General features: G+C 60.5%; 21 protein-coding genes. All 21 read left to right on the top strand.

The window, feature by feature from the left end:
- Nucleotides 1–225 precede the first annotated feature (225 nt).
- Nucleotides 226–1,152: a ketoacyl-ACP synthase III gene (locus M5B44_RS00800; RefSeq protein WP_248737958.1), complete on the top strand. Its 927-nt coding sequence runs from the start codon at nt 226–228 to the stop codon at nt 1,150–1,152.
- 86 nt (nt 1,153–1,238) lie between these two features.
- Nucleotides 1,239–2,531 carry a motility associated factor glycosyltransferase family protein gene (locus M5B44_RS00795; protein ID WP_248737957.1) on the top strand — a complete coding sequence of 431 codons (1,293 nt, stop codon included), beginning with the start codon at nt 1,239–1,241 and terminating at the stop codon, nt 2,529–2,531.
- Complete coding sequence (locus M5B44_RS00790; protein WP_248737956.1) at nt 2,528–2,794, top strand: hypothetical protein; 267 nt, start codon at nt 2,528–2,530, stop codon at nt 2,792–2,794. The genes M5B44_RS00795 and M5B44_RS00790 overlap by 4 nt, the downstream gene beginning before the upstream one ends.
- A 244-nt stretch (nt 2,795–3,038) precedes the next feature.
- Nucleotides 3,039–3,890 carry a flagellin domain-containing protein gene (locus tag M5B44_RS00785; RefSeq protein ID WP_007920059.1) on the top strand — a complete coding sequence of 284 codons (852 nt, stop codon included), beginning with the start codon at nt 3,039–3,041 and terminating at the stop codon, nt 3,888–3,890.
- Nucleotides 3,891–3,961: 71 nt separating this feature from the next.
- Entirely contained in the window at nt 3,962–4,318 is a 357-nt protein-coding gene (locus M5B44_RS00780) for a flagellar protein FlaG (RefSeq protein ID WP_085710453.1), read from the top strand.
- An 80-nt stretch (nt 4,319–4,398) separates the two neighbouring features.
- Nucleotides 4,399–5,862: a flagellar filament capping protein FliD gene (gene fliD / locus M5B44_RS00775; protein ID WP_248737955.1), complete on the top strand. Its 1,464-nt coding sequence runs from the start codon at nt 4,399–4,401 to the stop codon at nt 5,860–5,862.
- Between the two features lie 129 nt (nt 5,863–5,991).
- The gene (gene fliS, locus M5B44_RS00770) at nt 5,992–6,390 is read left to right on the top strand and encodes a flagellar export chaperone FliS (protein WP_085710456.1); all 399 of its coding nucleotides are present in this window, start codon (nt 5,992–5,994) and stop codon (nt 6,388–6,390) included.
- 10 nt (nt 6,391–6,400) lie between these two features.
- Nucleotides 6,401–6,697 carry a flagellar protein FliT gene (locus M5B44_RS00765; RefSeq protein WP_085710457.1) on the top strand — a complete coding sequence of 99 codons (297 nt, stop codon included), beginning with the start codon at nt 6,401–6,403 and terminating at the stop codon, nt 6,695–6,697.
- Between the two features lie 172 nt (nt 6,698–6,869).
- Nucleotides 6,870–8,345, top strand: coding sequence for a sigma-54 dependent transcriptional regulator (locus M5B44_RS00760; protein WP_003222863.1), 1,476 nt, complete (start codon nt 6,870–6,872; stop codon nt 8,343–8,345).
- Nucleotides 8,346–8,455: 110 nt separating this feature from the next.
- Nucleotides 8,456–9,667, top strand: a complete 1,212-nt coding sequence (locus tag M5B44_RS00755; RefSeq protein ID WP_119428823.1) for a sensor histidine kinase — start codon at nt 8,456–8,458, stop codon at nt 9,665–9,667.
- Nucleotides 9,668–9,672: 5 nt separating this feature from the next.
- Nucleotides 9,673–11,064 (top strand): sigma-54-dependent transcriptional regulator, encoded by a 1,392-nt coding sequence (locus tag M5B44_RS00750; protein WP_248737954.1) that lies wholly within the window; start codon nt 9,673–9,675, stop codon nt 11,062–11,064.
- 128 nt (nt 11,065–11,192) lie between these two features.
- Nucleotides 11,193–11,522 (top strand): flagellar hook-basal body complex protein FliE, encoded by a 330-nt coding sequence (gene fliE, locus M5B44_RS00745; RefSeq protein WP_085710460.1) that lies wholly within the window; start codon nt 11,193–11,195, stop codon nt 11,520–11,522.
- Between the two features lie 15 nt (nt 11,523–11,537).
- The gene (gene fliF, locus M5B44_RS00740) at nt 11,538–13,325 is read left to right on the top strand and encodes a flagellar basal-body MS-ring/collar protein FliF (RefSeq protein WP_085710461.1); all 1,788 of its coding nucleotides are present in this window, start codon (nt 11,538–11,540) and stop codon (nt 13,323–13,325) included.
- Nucleotides 13,318–14,337 (top strand): flagellar motor switch protein FliG, encoded by a 1,020-nt coding sequence (gene fliG / locus M5B44_RS00735; RefSeq protein ID WP_007958288.1) that lies wholly within the window; start codon nt 13,318–13,320, stop codon nt 14,335–14,337. The genes fliF and fliG overlap by 8 nt, the downstream gene beginning before the upstream one ends.
- A gap of 4 nt (nt 14,338–14,341) precedes the next feature.
- Nucleotides 14,342–15,148: a flagellar assembly protein FliH gene (gene fliH / locus M5B44_RS00730; RefSeq protein WP_248737953.1), complete on the top strand. Its 807-nt coding sequence runs from the start codon at nt 14,342–14,344 to the stop codon at nt 15,146–15,148.
- Entirely contained in the window at nt 15,138–16,496 is a 1,359-nt protein-coding gene (gene fliI, locus M5B44_RS00725; RefSeq protein ID WP_085710464.1) for a flagellar protein export ATPase FliI, read from the top strand. Before fliH ends, fliI begins: the two co-directional genes overlap by 11 nt.
- 6 nt (nt 16,497–16,502) lie before the next feature.
- Entirely contained in the window at nt 16,503–16,952 is a 450-nt protein-coding gene (gene fliJ, locus M5B44_RS00720) for a flagellar export protein FliJ (RefSeq protein ID WP_248737952.1), read from the top strand.
- 101 nt (nt 16,953–17,053) lie between these two features.
- Entirely contained in the window at nt 17,054–17,359 is a 306-nt protein-coding gene (locus tag M5B44_RS00715; protein ID WP_248737951.1) for an STAS domain-containing protein, read from the top strand.
- Nucleotides 17,360–17,364: 5 nt separating this feature from the next.
- A complete protein-coding gene (locus M5B44_RS00710) occupies nt 17,365–19,068 on the top strand; it encodes a fused response regulator/phosphatase (RefSeq protein WP_248737950.1) in 1,704 nt (567 codons plus the stop codon).
- A gap of 30 nt (nt 19,069–19,098) precedes the next feature.
- Nucleotides 19,099–19,446, top strand: coding sequence for an Hpt domain-containing protein (locus M5B44_RS00705; protein WP_085710468.1), 348 nt, complete (start codon nt 19,099–19,101; stop codon nt 19,444–19,446).
- A gap of 105 nt (nt 19,447–19,551) precedes the next feature.
- Complete coding sequence (locus M5B44_RS00700; RefSeq protein WP_248737949.1) at nt 19,552–20,928, top strand: flagellar hook-length control protein FliK; 1,377 nt, start codon at nt 19,552–19,554, stop codon at nt 20,926–20,928.
- The last annotated feature ends 14 nt before the right edge of the window (nt 20,929–20,942 follow it).

The following is a 20,942-nucleotide window of genomic DNA, read 5'->3' as shown; positions in this document are numbered from 1 at the left end:
CCGATCTGCACCGATTCGGCAAAATAGCGTGACCTGCGAGTCATAACGCGCATCTTCACTGTATTGTATTGACCGGGGAGATGGCGCCTGGCCCGTTAGCGGCTCCAGTGATAGCCCTTTGCGCTCCCCGTGGCTGCCCGTTGTGGCGGCCGTTTTCTGTTTGTCGGCGCCCCTCGAAATCCTTGCGAGCGGTGGTATTGGGCTGTTTATTATTGGGAAGCCGTAATGATTGGCATAAAAAGCATTGCGAGCTACGTTCCTGTAGCCGGCGTGGACAATTACGCACAAGGTGCAAAATTCGAGAAGGATGAGGAATTCATCCTCGGCAAGATCGGTTCGGCCTTCCTGCCACGTAAAGACGCAGATCAGGAAACTTCCGATCTGTGCGTTGAAGCGGCCAATGCGCTGTTTGCCAGCAACCCTGAACTGAAACGTGAATCCATCGATGCGCTGATCGTCGTCACCCAGAACGGTGACGAAGAAGGCTTGCCGCATACTGCTGCAATCGTCCAGGACAAGCTCGGTCTGCCGACCAATGTCGCCGCGTTCGACATTTCCCTGGGCTGCTCCGGTTACGTCTACGGCATCTACGCGATCAAGGGCTTCATGGAAGCCGCCGGCCTGAAGAACGGCCTGCTGATCACTGCCGACCCGTATTCCAAGATCGTTGACCCGGAAGATCGCAACACCACGATGCTGTTCGGCGACGCCGCCACCGCGACCTGGATGGGTGAAGACCCTGTCTGGGCACTGGGCAAGGCCAAGTTCGGCACCGACGGTTCGGGTGCGCCGCACCTGAAAGTCACCGATGGCGTGTTCTTCATGAACGGTCGCCAGGTGTTCAACTTTGCATTGTTGAAAGTCCCGGCGCACTTGCATGAGTTGCTCGACGATTCCGGCCTCAACGCCGATGACATCGATGCATTCTGCATTCACCAGGGCAGCGCGGCGATTGTCGATGCCGTGGCGCGGCGCTTCGAAGGCGAACCGGAGAAGTTCATCAAGGACATGGTCGAGACCGGCAACACCGTGTCATCGAGCATTCCGCTGCTGCTGGAGAAACACGCGCTGGATTCCAGCTGGAACCGAGTGGCGCTCAGCGGTTTCGGCGTCGGTCTTTCGTGGGGTTCGGCGATTATCTATCGTCCTTGAACCTACCCAAAACGACGGATACAAAAATAGCGTTCAAGGGGTAACCTTGAACGCTATTTTTTTGCCTGAAAGGAGCGCGAGGCGCCATGAGCGAGTTTTTCCAAGCCAATGCCAACGTCATTGAGCGACGCTGGCCGGCGCTGTTCGCGCGATTGCTGAACGAAGACAGTTCGGTGATCGACGCCGGATTGACGCAGGGGCTGGGTTCGACGCTGAGCATCAACGGCATTCAGCTCACCAGTCGCCACGACCGCGTCCATGAGGCCCGGGTTCAGGCCGCCAGCCTGCCGGCGGACAAGTCGCGACTGCACGTCTATGGCACCGGCCTCGGAGATTTGCCGACCGTGCTGCTGGAGCGTGCCGGGCTAGAGCGCCTGTACGTGCACATTCTCAATGGCGCGCTGTTCGCCCTGGTGTTGCAACTGATCGATCAGCAGCAATGGCTGGAAGATCCGCGGGTAGAGCTTTTGTACGCCGGTGACCTGCCGGACATCTGCACGCCGTTTTTTGGCTTGCCCGCCGAAATGCTGCTGGCCGACGACTTCAACGCGAAGATCCGTGATCGGCTGGTCAGCGAAGTGCACCTGAGCTTCAACAATCGAGAGTTCGATCCGCAGTCGCCGTTCATTCAACAGCGTCTGCAGGACTGCCTGCCGGTGTTGCTCGCTGACGATGATGTGGCGCAATTGTTCGGCACCTGCGTTGGTCGGGAGATCTATGTGATCGGCACCGGGCCGACCCTTGAACAGCATTTCGAGCGTCTGGCTGCGATTCGCGGGCGAGAAGAGCGGCCGCTGTTCATTTGTGTCGATACCGCTTACCGGCCGCTGCGTGAGCACGGGATCGTGCCCGACTACGTGGTGAGTATTGATCAGCGCATCAGCTTTCGGCATTTGCCCTTTGAAGAGTCCGACGGCATCCCGCTGGTGTATCTGCCCATGAGCGACCCCGAGGTGCTGCGGGCCTGGAAGGGCAAGCGCTACGGCGGTTATTCGCTCAGCCCGGTTTATGCGGCGTTGCGTGAGCAGCATCCGAGGGCGCTGCTGCATGTGGGCGGCAGTGTGATTCATCCGGCGGTGGATCTGGCGGTGAAGATGGGCGCGGCGCGGATCACGCTGTTTGGCGCCGATTTCGCGTTTCCGATGAACAAGACCCACGCCGGCTGGAATGACGGTGACCTGGGGCCTTCAGTGAATCAGGCACGGCACTGGGTGCGCGACGGGTTCGGTGAGCGGGTCAGTACGCAGCTCAATTTTCGCGGTTATCTGTGTGTGCTTGAGCGATACATCGCCAGTCAGCCGCACGTCGAGTTTTTCAACAGCAGCCGCTCAGGCGCATTGATTGCCGGGACGCGTTTCAATCAGGAGTTCGTGCAATGAGTGCGTTGCAAGGTTGTGTCGACGAATGTCGACGCTGTGCCGGGCTGTTTCGCCTGGGGCGGGATGTCGAAGCGGCGCTGGAGATGGTTGAAGTGTTCGAAGGTGCGCAGCTGTTGCTGGTGTCCGCTCCGCCGGATATCCAGCAGTCGTGGGCGCAAGTGCTCACGCAAATGCTCGAATGTCAGGAGCGCCAGGACTGGCTCGGGCTCGCCGATTTCATGGAGTACGAATTGATCCATCTGCTGGAAAGTTCTTCGGCATAAAAGAGCACCGACCGCACTGGCCCGCAGCTTTGCGCGGCGGACGGTTTTATGGCGTCATTTTTTCGAGGGTGAAGTGCTGCTAAGTCTTTGTTTTCTCGGGGGTGGCAGGGTGATGGCAAAAATTTTCAAAAAAGCCCTCAAGCAACCTGCAAACCCGACGATAACTATTACGAAGGTTCTCTAGGCCATACCCGGCGGTTGCCAGGGCCGGAAGCCGCAGTACCCAACCAACGAGGAATTCGTCATGGCTTTAACAGTAAACACCAACACCACGTCGTTGAACGTTCAGAAAAACCTGAACCGCGCCTCCGACGCTCTGTCGACTTCGATGCAGCGCCTGTCTTCCGGCCTGAAAATCAACAGCGCTAAAGACGACGCCGCTGGCCTGCAGATCTCCAACCGTATGTCTTCCCAGATCCGCGGTAACACCCAGGCTATCCAGAACGCCAACGACGGTATCTCCGTTGCCCAGACCGCTGAAGGCGCTCTGCAAGCTACTACCGACATCCTGCAGCGTATGCGTGAACTGGCTGTTAAAGCACGTAACGGTACCAACGGCACTGCTGACCAGACCGCTACCAACGCTGAATTCGCTCAGATGTCCGACGAGATCACCCGTATCTCGGCTTCGACCAACCTGAACGGCAAAAACCTGCTGGACGGTTCGGCTGGTACTGTGACCCTGCAAGTGGGCGCAAACACCGGTTCGGCTAACCACATCGACCTGGTACTGAGCTCCAAGTTCGACGCCGTCAGCCTGTCGGTTGGCAGCGGTACTCTGTCCCTGACCGGTGCTACCGTAACTGGCGCTTCGCAGAACATCGACAACGCGATCACTGCAATCGACGCCGCTATCGCTGCAATCGGTGCAACTCGTGCCAGCCTGGGTGCTTCGCAAAACCGTCTGACCAGCACCATCCAGAACTTGCAGAACATCACCGAGAACACCACTGCTGCACAAGGTCGCGTACAAGATACCGACTTCGCCGCAGAGACTGCTAACCTGACCAAGCAGCAAACCCTGCAACAGGCTTCGACCTCTGTTCTGGCTCAAGCCAACCAACTGCCTTCCGCTGTACTGAAGCTGCTTCAGTAATTTCGGAATGAGTTTGGCGGGGGAGTGCGCTTGCGTGCTCTCTCGCTTTTTCACGTCAAGAGGTGATGAGCATGGACATGAGCGTAAAGCTTAACGTGTCTTATCCGGCTCCGAAGCCAGCCAACACCGTCCCCGACAAGCCGTCGGAGACCAAGCCTCAAGCCGTTGATGCCGTTTCTGACTCGAAAAAAAGCCAGGAATCGGATGAAACCAAGTTGAAGCTGGCGGTGCAGGAGATCGAGAAGTTCGTTCAATCGATCAAGCGCAACCTGGAATTCTCGATCGATGAGCATTCCGGAAAGGTCATCGTCAAGGTGATCGCAAGCGAGACGGGCGAGGTCGTACGACAGATCCCTTCCGCGGAAGCTCTCAAGCTGGCAGACAGCCTGGCCAACGCGAGTCACGTGTTGTTCGACGCCAAAGTCTGATAGCTGGCATGAATCGTGTTTGAAGTTCTTTAGACCCCACAAGGGTCAAAAGACTGGCAACAACCCCAAGGGAGATGCACATGGCAAGTCCAATTTTACCGGGTTCCGGCCTGGGTTCCGGCCTGGACATCGGTGCGATCGTTACTGCGCTGGTCAACGCCGACAAGTCGCCGAAACAGACGCAGATCGACAATGCGACAAAAACCAACACGCTGAAGATTTCCGGTGTCGGCACGCTGAAGAGTGCACTGACTGCATTCCAGACGGCGATGAACAACCTGGGCAGCAAGACCAGTCCAGCGTTTTCCGGTTACGTGGCGACTTCGGGCACGCCTACCGTTTTGGGTGCGACTTCGGATAACACCGCAGTCTCGGGCACTTACAGTGTTGTTGTGAATAATCTGGCTACCGGCTCGAAAATAGCCAGTGCGTCCTTTGCCGGCGGTGCTGCCAGTGCCATTCCGAGTGGTACCCTGAAAATCAGTCAGAATGGCACTGATTACAATGTCACGATCCCGGCCAACGCGACCCTGCAGAGTACTCGTGACGCCATCAACACGGCTCAGGGTGTCAATGGCATTTCCGCCAACATCGTGACCGACAGCACCGGTGCATCGCGCCTGGTCATCAGCTCCAGCAAGACTGGCGCGGGCTCGGACATGACCGTCAGTGGTATTGCCGGTCTGGAAATCGATGGCACCAAACCGATGAGTGCCACGCCGGCTGCGGGTGATTCCGGAGCGGTAAACGGACTCGCCAAGGATGCGTCGCTGACCATCGACGGCCTGACAGTGACCAGCAAGAGCAACACGGTGACCGGCGCGATCAGTGGTTTGACCATGAACCTGCTGACGGTTCCCAATCCGCCTGGCACGCCTGTCGTGGTGAGTGTGGATGCGAACACCAAGAACCTGCAGGCCTCGGTTCAGTCTTTCGTTGATGCCTACAACACCCTGAAGACCACCATCGACACCTTGAGCAAGGCGACGCCGGATGAAGATGGCAAGCTGACCGTTCAGGCGGCATTCACCGGTGACTCCCTGCCGCGTTCGTTGATTGCCGATATTCGCAGCCAGCTGACCATGCCGAGCGGCGATACCAAAGGACCGATGTCTTACTTGTCGCAGTTGGGTGTGATGACCGACAAGCTCACCGGTAACTTGACGTTTGACACGGTTGCATTCAACAAGACCATGTCGACGCCGGGCATGACCGGTCAGGTTCAGCAGCTGTTCACCGGCACCACTGACAGCAACGGTCTGCTGGCGCGCATGAGCAAGGCGGTGGACCCGTATCTGAAAGCGCCTGCCGGTAGCCTCCCTACCGCCACGGGCTTGCTTGATCAGCGCATGGCCATTTTGAACAACAACACCAAGAGCCTGACCAGCCAACAGCTGGCGCTGGATCTGCGTGTTGCCAACCTGACCAAGACCCTGACAGCCAAGTACAACGCCATGGACTTGCTGGTAGGGCAGATGAAGGCAACGGCCAGCAACATCACGTCGTTCTTCAGCTCGCTGAACGCTCAGCAATCCGCGAAGTAACATGTAAGAGCGACAAAAACCCGGCTACGCTTTCGAGCGTGTGCCGGGTTTTTGTCTTATGGTCTAAAGTTTTTCGGCTCGCTGGCGATACACTGGTCATACGAGTCATTGTGGCAAATGAGGTAGAACATGAATCCGATGTTAGCCCTTCGGCAATACCAGAAAGTGGGTGCCCACGCTCAGACGTCCGAAGCGAGCCCTCACCGTCTGGTGCAAATGCTGATGGAAGGTGGCCTGGCACGTATTGCCCAGGCCAAAGGCGCGATCGAGCGCAAGGACATTCCTGCCAAGTGCACGGCGATCAGCAAGGCCATTGGTATCGTCAGCGGCTTGCGTGAAGGCCTGGATCTGGAGAATTCCGCCGATACGCTGGCTGATCTGGACGGGCTGTATATCTACATGATGAAGCGTCTTGCCGAGGCCAACATCAACAGCGATCCGCGCATTCTGGATGAAGTCGCCGGCTTGCTGAGCACGGTAAAAGAAGGCTGGGATGCCATTGCTCCTACGCCTGCTCCTCAGTTTTAAGGAGATCACCATGAGTCTTGTATTGCAGCGAATCGAAGAAACCCGAGTGGCGTTGGTCGGTGCTTTGGCCGAGCGCAACTGGGAGGCGATCGGTCAACTGGACCTCGATTGCCGTTCCTGCATGGAAGATGTCTTGAGTGAGGCTTCGCTGGATGAGGTCGCGCTGCGTGACAATCTCGAGGAGCTGCTGCATGTCTACAAAGAGCTTCTTGAAGTCGCCATGGGTGAGCGTCAGGCGATAGTCGACGAGATGTCGCAGATCACCCAAGCGCAGAACGCGGCAAAGGTTTACCATCTGTTTGGTTAATTAACCCTCAGTTAATCCAGACATGTGCGCCATAAATTTGACTGTGCACGGTTTTTTGACTTAACTAGTGGCTGTTTTCAGATTTCAGGCGTCTACAGGCACGAAGTGTCCTGCAAGCGTCTCGCTTGCCCCTCGTTTCGGGCATTGAGTTGACTAGGGAAGTTGCTATTGCATGTGGCGTGAAACCAAAATTCTGCTGATTGATGACGATAGCGTCCGCCGCCGCGACCTGGCGGTGATTTTAAATTTTCTTGGCGAAGAAAATTTACCCTGCGGAAGCCATGACTGGCAGCAGGCAGTCGGCTCTTTGTCGTCTAGTCGTGAGGTCATTTGCGTACTGATCGGGACGGTCAATGCTCCTGGTGCGCTTTTGGGCCTGTTAAAGACACTCTCGACCTGGGATGAGTTCCTTCCGGTTTTGCTGATGGGCGATAATTCTTCGGTGGACTTGCCCGAAGACCAACGCCGCCGGGTACTTTCGACTCTCGAAATGCCGCCGAGCTACAGCAAATTGCTGGACTCCCTGCACCGTGCCCAGGTCTATCGCGAAATGTACGACCAGGCCCGCGAGCGCGGTCGTCATCGCGAACCCAACCTGTTCCGCAGCCTCGTCGGCACCAGCCGGGCGATCCAGCATGTGCGCCAGATGATGCAGCAGGTGGCCGACACCGACGCCAGCGTGCTGATCCTCGGTGAGTCCGGCACCGGCAAGGAAGTGGTTGCGCGTAACCTGCATTACCATTCCAAGCGTCGTGACGCGCCGTTCGTGCCGGTCAACTGCGGGGCGATCCCGGCAGAGCTGCTGGAAAGCGAACTGTTCGGCCACGAGAAGGGCGCCTTCACCGGCGCGATCACCAGCCGTGCCGGCCGCTTCGAGCTGGCCAACGGCGGTACGCTGTTCCTCGACGAAATCGGTGACATGCCGCTGCCGATGCAGGTCAAGCTGCTGCGTGTGCTGCAGGAACGCACCTTCGAGCGCGTGGGCAGCAACAAGACCCAGAGCGTCGACGTGCGGATCATTGCCGCGACCCACAAGAATCTCGAAAGCATGATCGAGATCGGCACCTTCCGCGAAGATCTCTACTATCGCCTGAACGTGTTCCCGATCGAGATGGCACCGCTGCGTGAGCGCGTCGAAGACATTCCGCTGTTGATGAACGAGCTGATTTCGCGCATGGAGCACGAGAAGCGCGGCTCGATCCGTTTCAATTCCGCGGCCATCATGTCCCTGTGCCGTCACGGCTGGCCGGGCAACGTCCGCGAACTGGCCAACCTGGTGGAGCGCATGGCGATCATGCACCCGTACGGGGTGATCGGCGTGGTCGAACTGCCGAAGAAATTCCGCTACGTCGACGACGAAGACGAGCAAATGGTCGACAGCCTGCGCAGCGATCTGGAAGAGCGCGTGGCAATCAACGGCCACACGCCGGACTTCACCGCCAACGCCATGCTGCCGCCGGAAGGCCTGGATCTGAAGGACTACCTCGGTGGTCTGGAGCAGGGCCTGATCCAGCAGGCGCTGGATGATGCCAACGGCATCGTGGCCCGTGCCGCCGAACGCCTGCGCATCCGCCGTACCACACTGGTGGAGAAGATGCGCAAGTACGGCATGAGCCGGCGTGAAGGTGATGAACAGGCGGATGATTGACGCCTGTTTTTCAACTCCTTCATTTATAAGCCGTTTTTTTTAGGCACGGGTATTGCTACGTCCCTCGCAACGTTCCGTTTAACTGACGGTCAGCCAAGCGAGAGAGCACAATGCCCCAAGCCTCCCAGATGTCTTCTGTTCCCGAGTCCTCGGGGCAACTGCCGTCCGTAGAGCAGGCCAGTCGGCAGGGGCTTGAGCAGGCGTTCGCGCTGTTCAACCAGATGTCGAGTCAATTGACCGACTCCTACAGCATGCTCGAAGCGCGGGTCACCGAGCTCAAGGGCGAGCTGGCAGTGGTCAGCGCTCAGCGCATGCAGGAACTGGCGGAAAAAGAACGTCTGGCCAACCGTCTGCAAAACCTCCTCGATCTGTTGCCCGGTGGTGTCATCGTCATCGACGGTCACGGCATCGTGTGCGAGGCCAATCCGGCCGCCATCGATCTGCTGGGCCTGCCGCTGGAAGGCGAGCTGTGGCGCCATGTCATTGCCCGTTGCTTCGCGCCCCGAGAAGACGACGGTCATGAAATCTCCCTGAGAAACGGTCGACGCCTGTCGATTGCCACCCGTTCGCTGGATGCCGAGCCGGGGCAACTGGTGCTGCTCAACGACCTGACTGAAACCCGTCACTTGCAGGATCAGCTCGCGCGTCACGAACGCCTCTCGTCGCTGGGGCGCATGGTCGCCTCGCTGGCTCATCAGATTCGCACGCCGCTTTCCGCCGCGCTGCTCTATGCCAGTCATTTGACCGAGCAGGCGCTGCCGGTCGCCACCCAGCAGCGGTTTGCCGGGCGCCTCAAGGAGCGTCTGCATGAACTGGAGCATCAGGTGCGCGACATGCTGGTGTTCGCTCGCGGTGAATTGCCGCTGACCGACCGCATCACGCCCAATGCCCTGATGCAGTCGTTGCAGGCGGCAGCGTTGACCCACGTGCAGGATCTGCCAATTCGCTGGCAGTGCGACAGCCACGCAGGCGAGTTGCTGTGCAATCGCGACACGCTGGTCGGGGCAATCCTCAATCTGATCGAGAACGCGATTCAGGCCGGTGGCGGTGATGTGCGTTTGAAAGTGCATTGCTACACCCGCGACAACACCCTGCGCCTTTGCGTCAGTGACAACGGCGGCGGCATCGAGCCGGCGGTGCTGGCGCGGCTGGGCGAGCCGTTTTTCACCACCAAGGTCACCGGCACCGGCCTGGGGCTGACCGTGGTCAAGGCCGTGGCCCGTGCGCATCAGGGAGAATTGCAGCTGCGCTCGCGGGTCGGGCGCGGCACGTGCGCGCAGGTCGTCCTGCCGATGTTTTCCGCTGTACAGGGAGCTGAGTGAAGGTCATGGGCATCAAGGTTCTGCTGGTCGAGGATGACCGTTCATTGCGCGAGGCGCTGGCCGATACGCTGCTGCTGGCCGGTCACGACTATCACGCCGTGGGTTCTGCCGAGGAGGCGCTGAAAGCCGTGGAGTGCGAGGCGTTCAGCCTGGTGGTCAGCGACGTCAACATGCCGGGCATGGACGGTCACCAGTTGCTCGGCCTGCTGCGCGCGCGCCAGCCGCAATTGCCGGTGCTGCTGATGACGGCTCACGGCGCCGTCGAGCGCGCGGTCGATGCCATGCGCCAGGGCGCGGCGGACTATCTGGTCAAGCCATTCGAGCCCAAGGCGCTGCTGGATCTGGTCGCGCGTCATGCCTTGGGCAACCTCGGATCAGCCGACGCAGAAGGGCCGGTTGCGGTCGAGCCGGCCAGTGCGCAGTTGCTGGATCTGGCGGCGCGGGTCGCCCGCAGTGATTCCACTGTGCTGATTTCCGGCGAGTCCGGTACCGGCAAGGAAGTGCTGGCGCGCTACATTCACCAGCAATCCCATCGCGCCAGTCAGCCGTTCATTGCGATCAACTGCGCGGCGATCCCGGACAACATGCTTGAAGCGACACTGTTCGGTCACGAGAAAGGTTCGTTCACCGGCGCCATCGCGGCGCAGGCCGGCAAGTTCGAGCAGGCCGACGGCGGCACGATTCTGCTCGACGAGATTTCCGAAATGCCCCTGGGGCTGCAGGCCAAATTGCTGCGGGTGCTGCAGGAGCGTGAGGTCGAGCGGGTCGGCGCACGCAAGCCGATCACTCTCGATATCCGTGTGGTTGCGACCACCAACCGTGATCTGGCCGGCGAAGTGGCGGCGGGGCGGTTCCGTGAAGACCTCTACTATCGCCTGTCGGTGTTTCCGCTGGCCTGGCGTCCGCTGCGTGAGCGGACCGCCGACATCCTGCCGCTGGCCGAGCGTCTTTTGGCCAAACACGTCAATAAAATGAAGCATGCGATGGCGAAGTTCTCGCCCGAGGCGCAGGCGTGTCTGATCGGTTATCCATGGCCGGGCAACGTGCGCGAGCTGGACAACGCGGTCCAGCGGGCGTTGATCCTCCAGCAGGGCGGGTTGATCCAGCCGCAGGATTTCTGTCTCTCCGGGCCTGCGCTGTTCGCTCCATTGCCGGTGGCAGTGCCGGCAGCGGCGGTCATTCGTGAGGTCGAGATCGAAGCGGATTCGGCCGGGGCGCTGGGCGATGACCTGCGTCGTCGCGAGTTCCAGATGATCATCGACACCCTGCGCACCGAACGCGGTCGACGCAAGGAAGCCGCGGAAAAACTCGGTATCAGCCCGCGTACATTGCGCTACAAACTGGCGCAAATGCGCGATGCCGGAATGGACGTCGAAGGGTATCTGTTCGCCACGTAAGCGGTGGCGCAAACGTTTGAAAACGCATTTCTCGAAGCGGTGCCCGTGAGCTGGCACCGTTGTTGCTAACACCTGAGTACCCGCCGAGTGAGTGTCAAAAAATTGCGGGCCGCCCAAGAGAGTAGACCATGAGCCAAGGTATTGAATTTAATCGGTTGATGATGGACATGAAGGCCATGCAAATGGACGCCATGTCGAAGCCGAAATCGACTGCCGCCGTCCCTGAAGTGGCGGGCAGCAGCTTTTCCGACATGCTCGGTCAGGCCATCAACAAAGTGAACGATACCCAACAGGCTTCGAGCCAATTGGCCAACGCGTTCGAAATCGGCAAGAGCGGCGTCGATTTGACGGACGTGATGATTTCCTCGCAGAAGGCCAGCGTGTCGTTCCAGGCTCTGACCCAGGTGCGCAACAAACTGGTTCAGGCTTATCAAGACATCATGCAGATGCCGGTTTAAGGACGAGATTGAGTCATGGCAGAAGCAGTCGCCGATAACGTTCCGGCCAAGGCCACCCCGATAGACGGCAAACCGCCGCTGTTCGGCCTGTCCTTCCTGGAAAACCTCTCCGAGATGACCATGCTGCGTCAGGTGGGCCTGTTGGTCGGCCTGGCCGCGAGCGTGGCGATTGGCTTTGCCGTGGTGCTGTGGTCGCAGCAACCGGACTACCGGCCTCTGTACGGCAGCCTTGCCGGTATGGACGCCAAGCAGGTCATGGACACCCTGGCCTCCGCCGACATTCCCTACACCGTTGAACCTAACTCCGGTGCCTTGCTGGTCAAGGCCGATGACCTGTCCCGTGCGCGACTGAAACTCGCCGCTGCTGGTGTCACTCCCAGCGACGGCAACATCGGTTTCGAGATTCTCGACAAGGAACAGGGTCTGGGCACCAGCCAGTTCATGGAAGCGACCCGTTACCGTCGCGGCCTCGAAGGCGAACTGGCCCGCACCATCTCCGCCCTGAACAACGTCAAGGGCGCGCGCGTTCACCTGGCGATCCCGAAAAGCTCGGTGTTCGTACGTGACGAGCGCAAGCCAAGCGCTTCGGTACTGGTCGAGTTGTACTCCGGCCGTTCGCTGGAGCCGGGCCAGGTGGTTGCCATCATCAATCTGGTGGCCACTTCCGTACCCGAGCTGAGCAAGTCGCAGATCACCGTCGTCGACCAGAAGGGCAACCTGCTGTCGGATCAGGCGGAAAATTCCGAAATGACCATGGCCGGCAAGCAGTTCGATTACAGCCGCCGCATGGAAAGCATGCTGACCCAGCGTGTGCACAATATCCTGCAACCAGTACTGGGTAACGATCGCTACAAGGCTGAAGTGTCGGCCGACATCGATTTCAGTGCCGTCGAATCCACCGCCGAGCAGTTCAACCCGGATCAGCCGGCGCTGCGCAGCGAGCAGTCGGTCAACGAACAACGTACCGCCAGCAATGGCCCGCAAGGCGTACCGGGTGCCCTGAGCAACCAGCCGCCGTCGCCAGCCTCCGCGCCGCAAACCACCGGCGGTGCCCAGGCTTCGACCGGCATGGTGCAACCTGGCCAGCCACTGGTCGATGCCAACGGTCAGCAGATCATGGACCCGGCCACCGGCCAGCCGATGCTCGCGCCGTATCCGGCGGACAAGCGTCAACAATCCACCAAGAACTTCGAACTCGACCGTTCCATCAGCCACACCAAACAGCAGCAGGGTCGCCTGAATCGCCTGTCGGTGTCGGTAGTGGTGGACGATCAGGTCAAGATCAACCCGGCCAACGGCGAAACCACCCGTGCGCCGTGGAGCGCCGACGAATTGGCGCGCTTCACGCGTCTGGTGCAGGACGCGGTCGGCTTCGACGCCAGCCGTGGCGACAGCGTCAGCGTGATCAACATGCCGTTCTCCGCCGAGCGCGGCGAAGTGATTGCCGACATTCCGTTCTACTCCCAGCCATGGTTCTGGGACATCGTCAAACAAGTGCTGGGTGTGTTGTTCATCCTGGTGCTGGTGTTCGGCGTGCTGCGTCCGGTGCTCAACAACATCACCGGCGGCGGCAAAGGCAAGGAACTGGCCGGTCTGGGCGGTGACGTGGAACTGGGTGGCATGGGCGGTCTGGACGGTGAACTGTCCAACGATCGCGTCAGCCTCGGCGGCCCGACCAGCATCCTGCTGCCGAGCCCGAGCGAAGGCTATGACGCTCAGTTGAACGCAATCAAGAGTCTGGTGGCAGAAGACCCGGGTCGTGTGGCCCAGGTCGTGAAAGAGTGGATTAACGCAGATGAGTGATAACCGAGCCGCCGTCGCCAAACTGTCCCGGGTCGATAAAGCCGCGATTCTGCTGCTGTCCCTGGGGTCGACCGATGCTGCACAAGTGCTGCGCCACATGGGCCCGAAAGAGGTTCAGCGAGTCGGCGTGGCCATGGCCCAGATGGGCAACGTCCACCGCGAGCAGGTCGAGCAGGTCATGAGCGAGTTCGTCGACATCGTCGGCGACCAGACCAGCCTGGGCGTCGGCTCCGACGACTACGTGCGCAAAATGCTCACCCAGGCCCTGGGTGAAGACAAGGCCAACGGCCTGATCGACCGCATCCTGTTGGGCGGCAACACCAGCGGCCTCGACAGCCTGAAATGGATGGAGCCGCGCGCCGTAGCCGACGTGATCCGCTACGAACACCCGCAGATCCAGGCGATCGTGGTCGCGTACCTCGATCCGGACCAGGCCGGTGAAGTGCTGGGCAACTTCGACCACAAGGTGCGTCTGGACATCATCCTGCGCGTCTCGTCGTTGAACACCGTGCAGCCGGCCGCACTGAAAGAATTGAACCAGATCCTCGAGAAGCAGTTCTCCGGCAACTCGAACGCCTCGCGCACCACCCTGGGTGGCATCAAGCGGGCGGCGGACATCATGAACTTCCTCGACAGCTCGATCGAAGGCCAGCTCATGGACTCGATCCGCGAAGTCGACGAAGACCTGTCCGGTCAGATCGAAGACCTCATGTTCGTGTTCAACAACCTGGCCGATGTCGACGACCGCGGTATCCAGGCGCTGTTGCGCGAAGTGTCTTCCGATGTGCTGGTGCTGGCCCTCAAGGGTTCGGACGAAGGCGTCAAGGAAAAGATCTTCAAGAACATGTCCAAACGTGCTGCCGAACTGCTGCGCGACGATCTCGAGGCCAAAGGCCCGGTGCGCGTCAGCGACGTGGAAACCGCGCAGAAGGAAATCCTCACCATCGCCCGCCGTATGGCCGAAGCCGGAGAAATCGTGCTCGGTGGCAAGGGTGGCGAGGAAATGATCTAACACCATGGGCAAGAACGACGACGATGTGACGGACCTGATCCGTGCCCGGGACGTGCGCGGCTTCGAAACCTGGGCCATCCCGAGTTTCGATCCGCCACCACCGGAACCCGAGCCGGAACCGGAGCCCGAACCGCCGGAAATGGAAGAAGTGCCGCTGGAGGAAGTCCAGCCACTGACCCTGGAAGAACTCGAAAGCATCCGTCAGGAGGCTTACAACGAGGGCTTCGCCATCGGCGAAAAAGAAGGTTTCCACAGCGCCACCCTCAAGGTGCGCCAGGAAGCCGAAGTGGTCCTCACCGCCAAGGTCAACAGCCTTGAGCAGTTGATGGCGAACCTGTTCGAGCCCATCGCCGAGCAAGACACGCAGATTGAAAAGTCGCTGGTCGACCTCGTGCAGCACATCGCCCGCCAGGTGATCCAGCGCGAACTGGCCATCGACTCGACGCAGATCGAACACGTCATGCGCGACGCGCTCAAGCTGTTGCCGCTGGGCGTGGGCAATGTGCGGCTGTACGTCAATCCGCAGGATTTCGAGCAGGTCAAAGCCCTGCGCGAACGCCATGAGGAATCTTGGCGCATCGTCGAGGACGAGTCGCTGCTGCCGGGCGGTTGCCGGGTTGAAACCGAACACAGCCGGATCGATGCGAGCATCGAAACCCGTGTCGGCCAGGTCATGGCCAAGCTGTTCGATCAACTGCACGAACAAGCCTTGCACCCGGCCGAACCGGATCTGAGCCTCGACTTGCCGGAAGCGCCGAAACCGGCCCCTGTCACCGACGAGCCGCTCGCGGACGCCCCCGATGCGCCTTGAACGCACCAGTTTCGCCAAGCGCCTGAGCACCTATGCGGAGGCCACCGAGATCCCCGGTGCGCCGATCCTCGAAGGGCGCCTGTTGCGCATGGTCGGCCTGACCCTCGAAGCCGAAGGCCTGCGCGCCGCCATGGGCACGCGCTGCATGGTGATCAACGACGACAGCTATCACCCGTCGCAGGTTGAAGCCGAAGTGATGGGTTTCTCCGGCAGCAAGGTTTTCCTGATGCCGGTCGGCAGTGTTGCCGGTATTGCGCCGGGTGCCCGTGTGGTGCCGCTGGCCGATACCGGTCGTTTGCCGATGGGTATGAGCATGCTCGGTCGTGTGCTGGACGGCGCCGGGCGTGCGCTGGACGGCAAGGGCGGCATGAAGGCCGAAGACTGGGTGCCGATGGACGGCCCGACCATCAACCCGCTCAATCGTGACCCGATCAGCGTACCGCTGGACGTCGGCATTCGTTGCATCAACGGTTTGTTGACGGTCGGTCGCGGCCAGCGTCTGGGCCTGTTCGCCGGTACCGGTGTCGGTAAATCCGTTCTGTTGGGCATGATGACCCGCTTCACCGAGGCCGACATCATCGTCGTCGGCCTGATCGGCGAGCGGGGTCGAGAAGTTAAAGAATTCATCGAGCACATTCTCGGTGAAGAAGGCCTCAAGCGCTCCGTGGTTGTCGCGTCCCCTGCGGACGATGCGCCACTGATGCGTCTGCGCGCGGCGATGTACTGCACGCGTATCGCCGAATATTTCCGCGACAAGGGCAAGAATGTCCTGTTGCTGATGGATTCCCTGACCCGTTTCGCCCAGGCGCAGCGGGAAATCGCCCTGGCCATCGGCGAGCCGCCGGCGACCAAGGGTTATCCGCCTTCTGTTTTTGCCAAGCTGCCGAAACTGGTGGAGCGCGCCGGTAACGCGGAGAAGGGCGGTGGTTCGATCACCGCGTTCTATACCGTGCTGTCCGAGGGCGATGACCAGCAGGACCCGATTGCCGACTCGGCGCGGGGCGTGCTCGACGGCCACATCGTGTTGTCCCGGCGTCTGGCCGAAGAAGGGCATTACCCGGCCATCGATATCGAAGCCTCGATCAGCCGGGTCATGCCGGCCGTGGTGCCGCCTGATCACATGGTCCGGGCGCAATTCTTCAAGCAGCTGTGGTCGCGTTATCAGCAGAGTCGCGACCTGATCAGTGTCGGTGCCTATGTCGCCGGTGGTGATCGCGAGACTGACCTTGCCATCAATCTGCAGCCACAACTGGTCAGATACCTGCGCCAGGGTCTGAACGACAGCATCAGCCTGGGCGAAAGCGAGGCCTACCTCGAAACAATTCTCGCCCCTGCGACCGGCGGGTAACCGGCCATGGCCCTGAGCCGCGCCGCGCGTCTGGCACCGGTGGTTGAAATGGCCGAAAAGGCCGAAAAAACCGCCGTGCAGCGTCTCGGGTATTTCCAGGGGCAGGTGAAAGTGGCCGAAAGCAAACTCGCCGACCTGCATGCCTTTCGTCTGGATTACTCCGAGCAATGGATCGTGCGCGGCAGCACGGGCGTGTCCGGGCAGTGGTTGCTCGGGTTCCAGGGATTTCTGACCCAGCTCGATACGGCGGTCGACCAGCAACGGCAAAGCCTGCAGTGGCACCAGAACAATCTGGACAAGGCTCGCGAGGCCTGGCAACAGGCGTTTGCCCGGGTCGAGGGGCTGCGAAAACTTGTACAACGCTACCGCGACGAAGCCCAGCGCGTCGAAGACAAACGCGAACAGAAATTGCTGGACGAGTTGTCCCAGCGCCTGCCGCGCCGTGACGCCTACTGACGGGTTGATCTCTGACAGTTTGCAGTGACTTCCTGCCTTGCCCCTTACCCTTGCAAGTGCTAAACCTTGTACAGGTTCGTCAATGACAAGGAAGCCAGTACATGTCAGTCGTTACAGAAGTTTCTCCGGATGGCCAAAAGCTGACGATCTCGATCAAGGGCCGATTCGATTTCGGTCGCCATCAGGAGTTTCGCGAGTCCTATGAGCGACTCGCCAGAAGGCCCGACTCCATCGTTGTCGACCTCAAGGATGCCACCTATCTCGACAGCTCGGCCCTGGGCATGCTGCTCCTGCTGCGTGACCATGCCGGCGGCGACGACTCGGATGTGCGGGTGGTCAACAGCAATTCGGATGTGCGCAAGATCCTCGCCATCTCCAACTTCGACAAACTGTTCGACATCAGTTGACGGCCATGCAGCCGCAAGAACCCCTGACGATCCTGATCGCCGAGGACAGCGCCGCTGACCGGCTGCTGTTGTCGACCATCGTGCGACGCCAGGGGCACGAGGTGCTGACGGCCACCAATGGGGCCGAAGCGGTCGAAGTGTTTTCCCGTCAGCAGCCGCACCTGGTGCTGATGGATGCCATGATGCCGGTCATGGACGGCTTTGAAGCCGCGCGGCAGATCAAGGTGCTGGCGGGTGAAAACCTGGTGCCGATCATATTCCTCACGTCGCTGACCGAGAGCGAAGCTTTGGTGCGATGCCTTGAGGCTGGCGGTGACGACTTTCTGGCGAAGCCGTACAACCAGGTGATCCTGTCCGCCAAAATCAAGGCGATGGATCGCTTGCGTCGCCTGCAAGCCACGGTGCTGGAGCAGCGCGACCTGATTGCCCGGCACCACGACTACCTGCTTAACGAGCAGCGGGTCGCCAAGGCGGTTTTCGATAAAGTCGCGCATTCCGGTTGCCTGAGTGCGCCGAATATCCGTTACCTGCAATCGCCCTATGCGCTGTTCAACGGCGATCTGCTACTGGCGGCCTACACGCCGGCCGGCGACATGCATGTATTGCTCGGTGACTTCACCGGTCACGGTCTGCCGGCGGCGGTCGGGGCCATGCCGCTGGCGGAAGTGTTTTACGGCATGACTGCCAAGGGTTACGGGCTGGCCGAAACCCTGCGGGAAATGAACGCCAAGCTCAAGCGCATCCTGCCGGTGGACATGTTCTGCTGCGCCACGCTGCTCTGCCTGAGCTTTCAGCGGCGCAGCGTGGAGATCTGGAATGGCGGCATGCCCGACGGTTATCTGCATCGCATCGCTACGGGCGAGAGGGTACCGCTGGCGGCGCGGCACCTGCCGCTGGGTGTGCTCAGCCCGCAAGCCTTTGACGATCAAACCGAAGTGCTGTCGATGGCGGTGGGCGATCGGGTGTTCCTGTTGTCCGACGGGGTGATCGACACCTGTGACGCCAATGATCAGCTGTTCGGTGTCGAGCGCCTGCAGCGGGTGTTTGCCGGCAATCGCCAGCCGGATCGGTTGTTCGCCGAGATCGAACAGGCGTTGCAGGATTTTCGCGGCGAAGCCCGGGACGATGTGAGCATGGTCGAGGTCAGCCTGCTGGAAATGGCGCAGGTCAACCCGTCGGCACCGGTGTACTCCGACAGTGGCCAGTCGTGCCCGCTGGACTGGTCGGTGAGTTTCGAATTTCGCGGCGCCACGCTCAAGCGCTTCAATCCGCTACCCTACCTGCTGCAATTGCTGCTCGAAGTGCATGGCTTGCGCACGCAGAGTGGCGCACTGTACAGCGTGCTCGCCGAGCTTTATTCCAATGCGCTGGAGCATGGGGTGCTGGGGCTGGATTCCAGCCTCAAGCGCGACGCTTCGGGTTTCGCCCGTTACTATGAGCAACGCAATGCGCGCCTCGATGCCCTGCAGGATGGATATGTGCGCGTGCATCTGGAGGTTCGTCCAGAGGGCGAGGGCGGTTGTCTGGTCGTGCGTGTCGAAGACAGTGGCCAGGGCTTTGACGTGGCTCGGGTGATGGAGCGGCCGCTCGATGATGTCCGCCTGTCGGGGCGTGGCGTCAGTCTGATCCGGCAATTGAGCAGGAATCCAAGCTGGTCGGACGATGGTCGTAGTGCTCGCGTGGAGTTTTTCTGGGAGGCTCTGGCATAATCCGCGCATTCTTGATCAAGGAGTGAACAAGTGACTGATGCCTGTGTAGATCGCGACGTACTGAGTGCGTTGCAAGAAGTCATGGAGGATGGCTATCCGGAATTGCTGGATACGTTCCTGGCAGATTCCGAAGCGCGCCTGCGTGAACTGCAAAAAACCGCCGATGCCGACGCCTTGTCGTCGGTGGCTCATAGCTTCAAAGGCAGTAGCAGCAATATGGGGGCGACCCGTCTTGCTGAACTTTGTCAGGAGCTGGAGCAGCACGCCAGGGACAAGAGCCCGTCCGAAATCATCAAGCTGGTGGCCGACATCCATGACGAGTTTGCGGATGTGCGCCCCGTCTATGAAGCCGAGCGACAGCGCTCTCCCGCCCATTGAGTCAACCGTCCGGCGTTTTTATCCGGCGTCGGACGAAACTGGCCCGGCACTTGCAGTCATCTCGTTCAACTGTACCTACGATCCCAGTGCAGCGGAGACCGTGCCATGCCTGCAACCCCTAACATTCTTATTCAGACTGCCGCCCAGGCCAAGGCGCAAGCCGCCTCTGCCAAACCGTCAGTGGTGGCCGCAGGCCCCGGGGACAAGGCTTCGAGCTTCGCTCAGGTGTTTGCCGATCAGGGGCAGAACAAGCCTTCCGTCACGGTCGATAACTCGGTAAAACCCGCACGCGACAAGGTCGCCGACAACAGCGGCAAGAAAGACGCCGGCAAGGATCAGTCTGCCGCTCCGGACGCGACGGTTGCCGATAGCGGCAAAGCCTTGCCCGCCGACAAAACCTCGTCGGCTGCAACGGATGACCCGGTAGCCAGTGACGATACGTCCGATACGCCTACCACGCCGGTCGCCGACACCACCCCGGTTGTGGATCCGACGCTGGACCCGGCGCTGATGCAGGTCGTGCAGCCGGTCGTCACGCCGCCGGTTGTCGCTGCGCCGGTCGTTGAAACACCTCCGGTGAAGCCAGAGGCCCAGGCGCCGGCGGTGGCGGCATTGCCGGCTGCCGCTACTGCGACGACGCCTGCCGTTGACAGTGATTTCGATCCCGAGGCTGATCCACTCGATTCGATGCCGGCCTTGCGCATGGCGATGGAGCAGAGCGGTCACATTTCCGCTTCCAGCCAGTCGCAGCCCAAGGCGACGCCGGCCCAGACCCAGGCTGACGGCGAACTGACCTCGGCCCAGACCTTCGCCGCCGGCATGGCCAGCATGCTGGATGTGCAGGCCGACAAGGACAGCACCAGTCAGGGCGGCGAAAAGGCCTTCAGTGGTCTGATCGACGATGGTCTGAAAGACCTGAAATCCGCCACCAGCGATACCCGCGTCGATGATTTCGCCAACCGTCTGGCGGCACTGACCCAGGCGGCCACACCGAAAACCGCCAACGCGGTGCCGGTGAACCAGCCGATCGCCATGCATCAGAACGGCTGGACCGAGGAAGTGGTCAACCGCGTCATGTACCTGTCGAGCAACAACCTGAAGTCTGCCGATATCCAGTTGCAGCCGGCTGAGCTGGGTCGCCTGGATATCCGGGTGAACATGGTGCCGGACCAGCAAACCCAGGTGACCTTCATGAGTGCTCACCCGAGCGTTCGCGAAGCCCTCGACGGCCAGATGCATCGCCTGCGTGACATGTTCACCCAGCAGGGCATGGGGCAGGTCGATGTCAATGTTTCCGACCAGAACCGTGGCTGGCAAGGGCAGGGGCAGGAGCAGGCCCAGCAGGGCCAGACGGGGCGCACCAGCGCCGCCGGCGGTCGCCTGGACTCTTCGGAAGAAGAGTTGACGTCTGCGGCCGTGGCTGAAGCGGCTGCCGCGACTACTCACGTGATCGGCTCCAGCGCCGTCGACTATTACGCCTGATTCATCCTTCCCCG

It is taken from the genome of Pseudomonas sp. MWU12-2029 (assembly GCF_023242425.1).
GTDB classification, from domain to species: Bacteria; Pseudomonadota; Gammaproteobacteria; order Pseudomonadales; family Pseudomonadaceae; genus Aquipseudomonas; species Aquipseudomonas kribbensis.
This window is presented reverse-complemented; position numbering and strand designations above follow the sequence as displayed.

What these genes read in the sequence shown, in the direction of transcription:
- M5B44_RS00710 (WP_248737950.1), top strand. Translation starts at nt 17,365, where the DNA reads ATGCAGCCGCAAGAACCCCTGACGATCCTGATCGCCGAGGACAGCGCC.
- M5B44_RS00755 (WP_119428823.1), top strand. Translation starts at nt 8,456, where the DNA reads ATGCCCCAAGCCTCCCAGATGTCTTCTGTTCCCGAGTCCTCGGGGCAA.
- M5B44_RS00800 (WP_248737958.1), top strand. Translation starts at nt 226, where the DNA reads ATGATTGGCATAAAAAGCATTGCGAGCTACGTTCCTGTAGCCGGCGTG.
- fliG (WP_007958288.1), top strand. Translation starts at nt 13,318, where the DNA reads ATGAGTGATAACCGAGCCGCCGTCGCCAAACTGTCCCGGGTCGATAAA.
- M5B44_RS00790 (WP_248737956.1), top strand. Translation starts at nt 2,528, where the DNA reads ATGAGTGCGTTGCAAGGTTGTGTCGACGAATGTCGACGCTGTGCCGGG.
- M5B44_RS00760 (WP_003222863.1), top strand. Translation starts at nt 6,870, where the DNA reads ATGTGGCGTGAAACCAAAATTCTGCTGATTGATGACGATAGCGTCCGC.
- M5B44_RS00715 (WP_248737951.1), top strand. Translation starts at nt 17,054, where the DNA reads ATGTCAGTCGTTACAGAAGTTTCTCCGGATGGCCAAAAGCTGACGATC.
- M5B44_RS00765 (WP_085710457.1), top strand. Translation starts at nt 6,401, where the DNA reads ATGAGTCTTGTATTGCAGCGAATCGAAGAAACCCGAGTGGCGTTGGTC.
- fliF (WP_085710461.1), top strand. Translation starts at nt 11,538, where the DNA reads ATGGCAGAAGCAGTCGCCGATAACGTTCCGGCCAAGGCCACCCCGATA.
- fliI (WP_085710464.1), top strand. Translation starts at nt 15,138, where the DNA reads ATGCGCCTTGAACGCACCAGTTTCGCCAAGCGCCTGAGCACCTATGCG.
- M5B44_RS00785 (WP_007920059.1), top strand. Translation starts at nt 3,039, where the DNA reads ATGGCTTTAACAGTAAACACCAACACCACGTCGTTGAACGTTCAGAAA.
- M5B44_RS00795 (WP_248737957.1), top strand. Translation starts at nt 1,239, where the DNA reads ATGAGCGAGTTTTTCCAAGCCAATGCCAACGTCATTGAGCGACGCTGG.
- M5B44_RS00700 (WP_248737949.1), top strand. Translation starts at nt 19,552, where the DNA reads ATGCCTGCAACCCCTAACATTCTTATTCAGACTGCCGCCCAGGCCAAG.
- fliH (WP_248737953.1), top strand. Translation starts at nt 14,342, where the DNA reads ATGGGCAAGAACGACGACGATGTGACGGACCTGATCCGTGCCCGGGAC.
- fliD (WP_248737955.1), top strand. Translation starts at nt 4,399, where the DNA reads ATGGCAAGTCCAATTTTACCGGGTTCCGGCCTGGGTTCCGGCCTGGAC.
- fliJ (WP_248737952.1), top strand. Translation starts at nt 16,503, where the DNA reads ATGGCCCTGAGCCGCGCCGCGCGTCTGGCACCGGTGGTTGAAATGGCC.
- M5B44_RS00750 (WP_248737954.1), top strand. Translation starts at nt 9,673, where the DNA reads ATGGGCATCAAGGTTCTGCTGGTCGAGGATGACCGTTCATTGCGCGAG.
- M5B44_RS00780 (WP_085710453.1), top strand. Translation starts at nt 3,962, where the DNA reads ATGGACATGAGCGTAAAGCTTAACGTGTCTTATCCGGCTCCGAAGCCA.
- fliE (WP_085710460.1), top strand. Translation starts at nt 11,193, where the DNA reads ATGAGCCAAGGTATTGAATTTAATCGGTTGATGATGGACATGAAGGCC.
- fliS (WP_085710456.1), top strand. Translation starts at nt 5,992, where the DNA reads ATGAATCCGATGTTAGCCCTTCGGCAATACCAGAAAGTGGGTGCCCAC.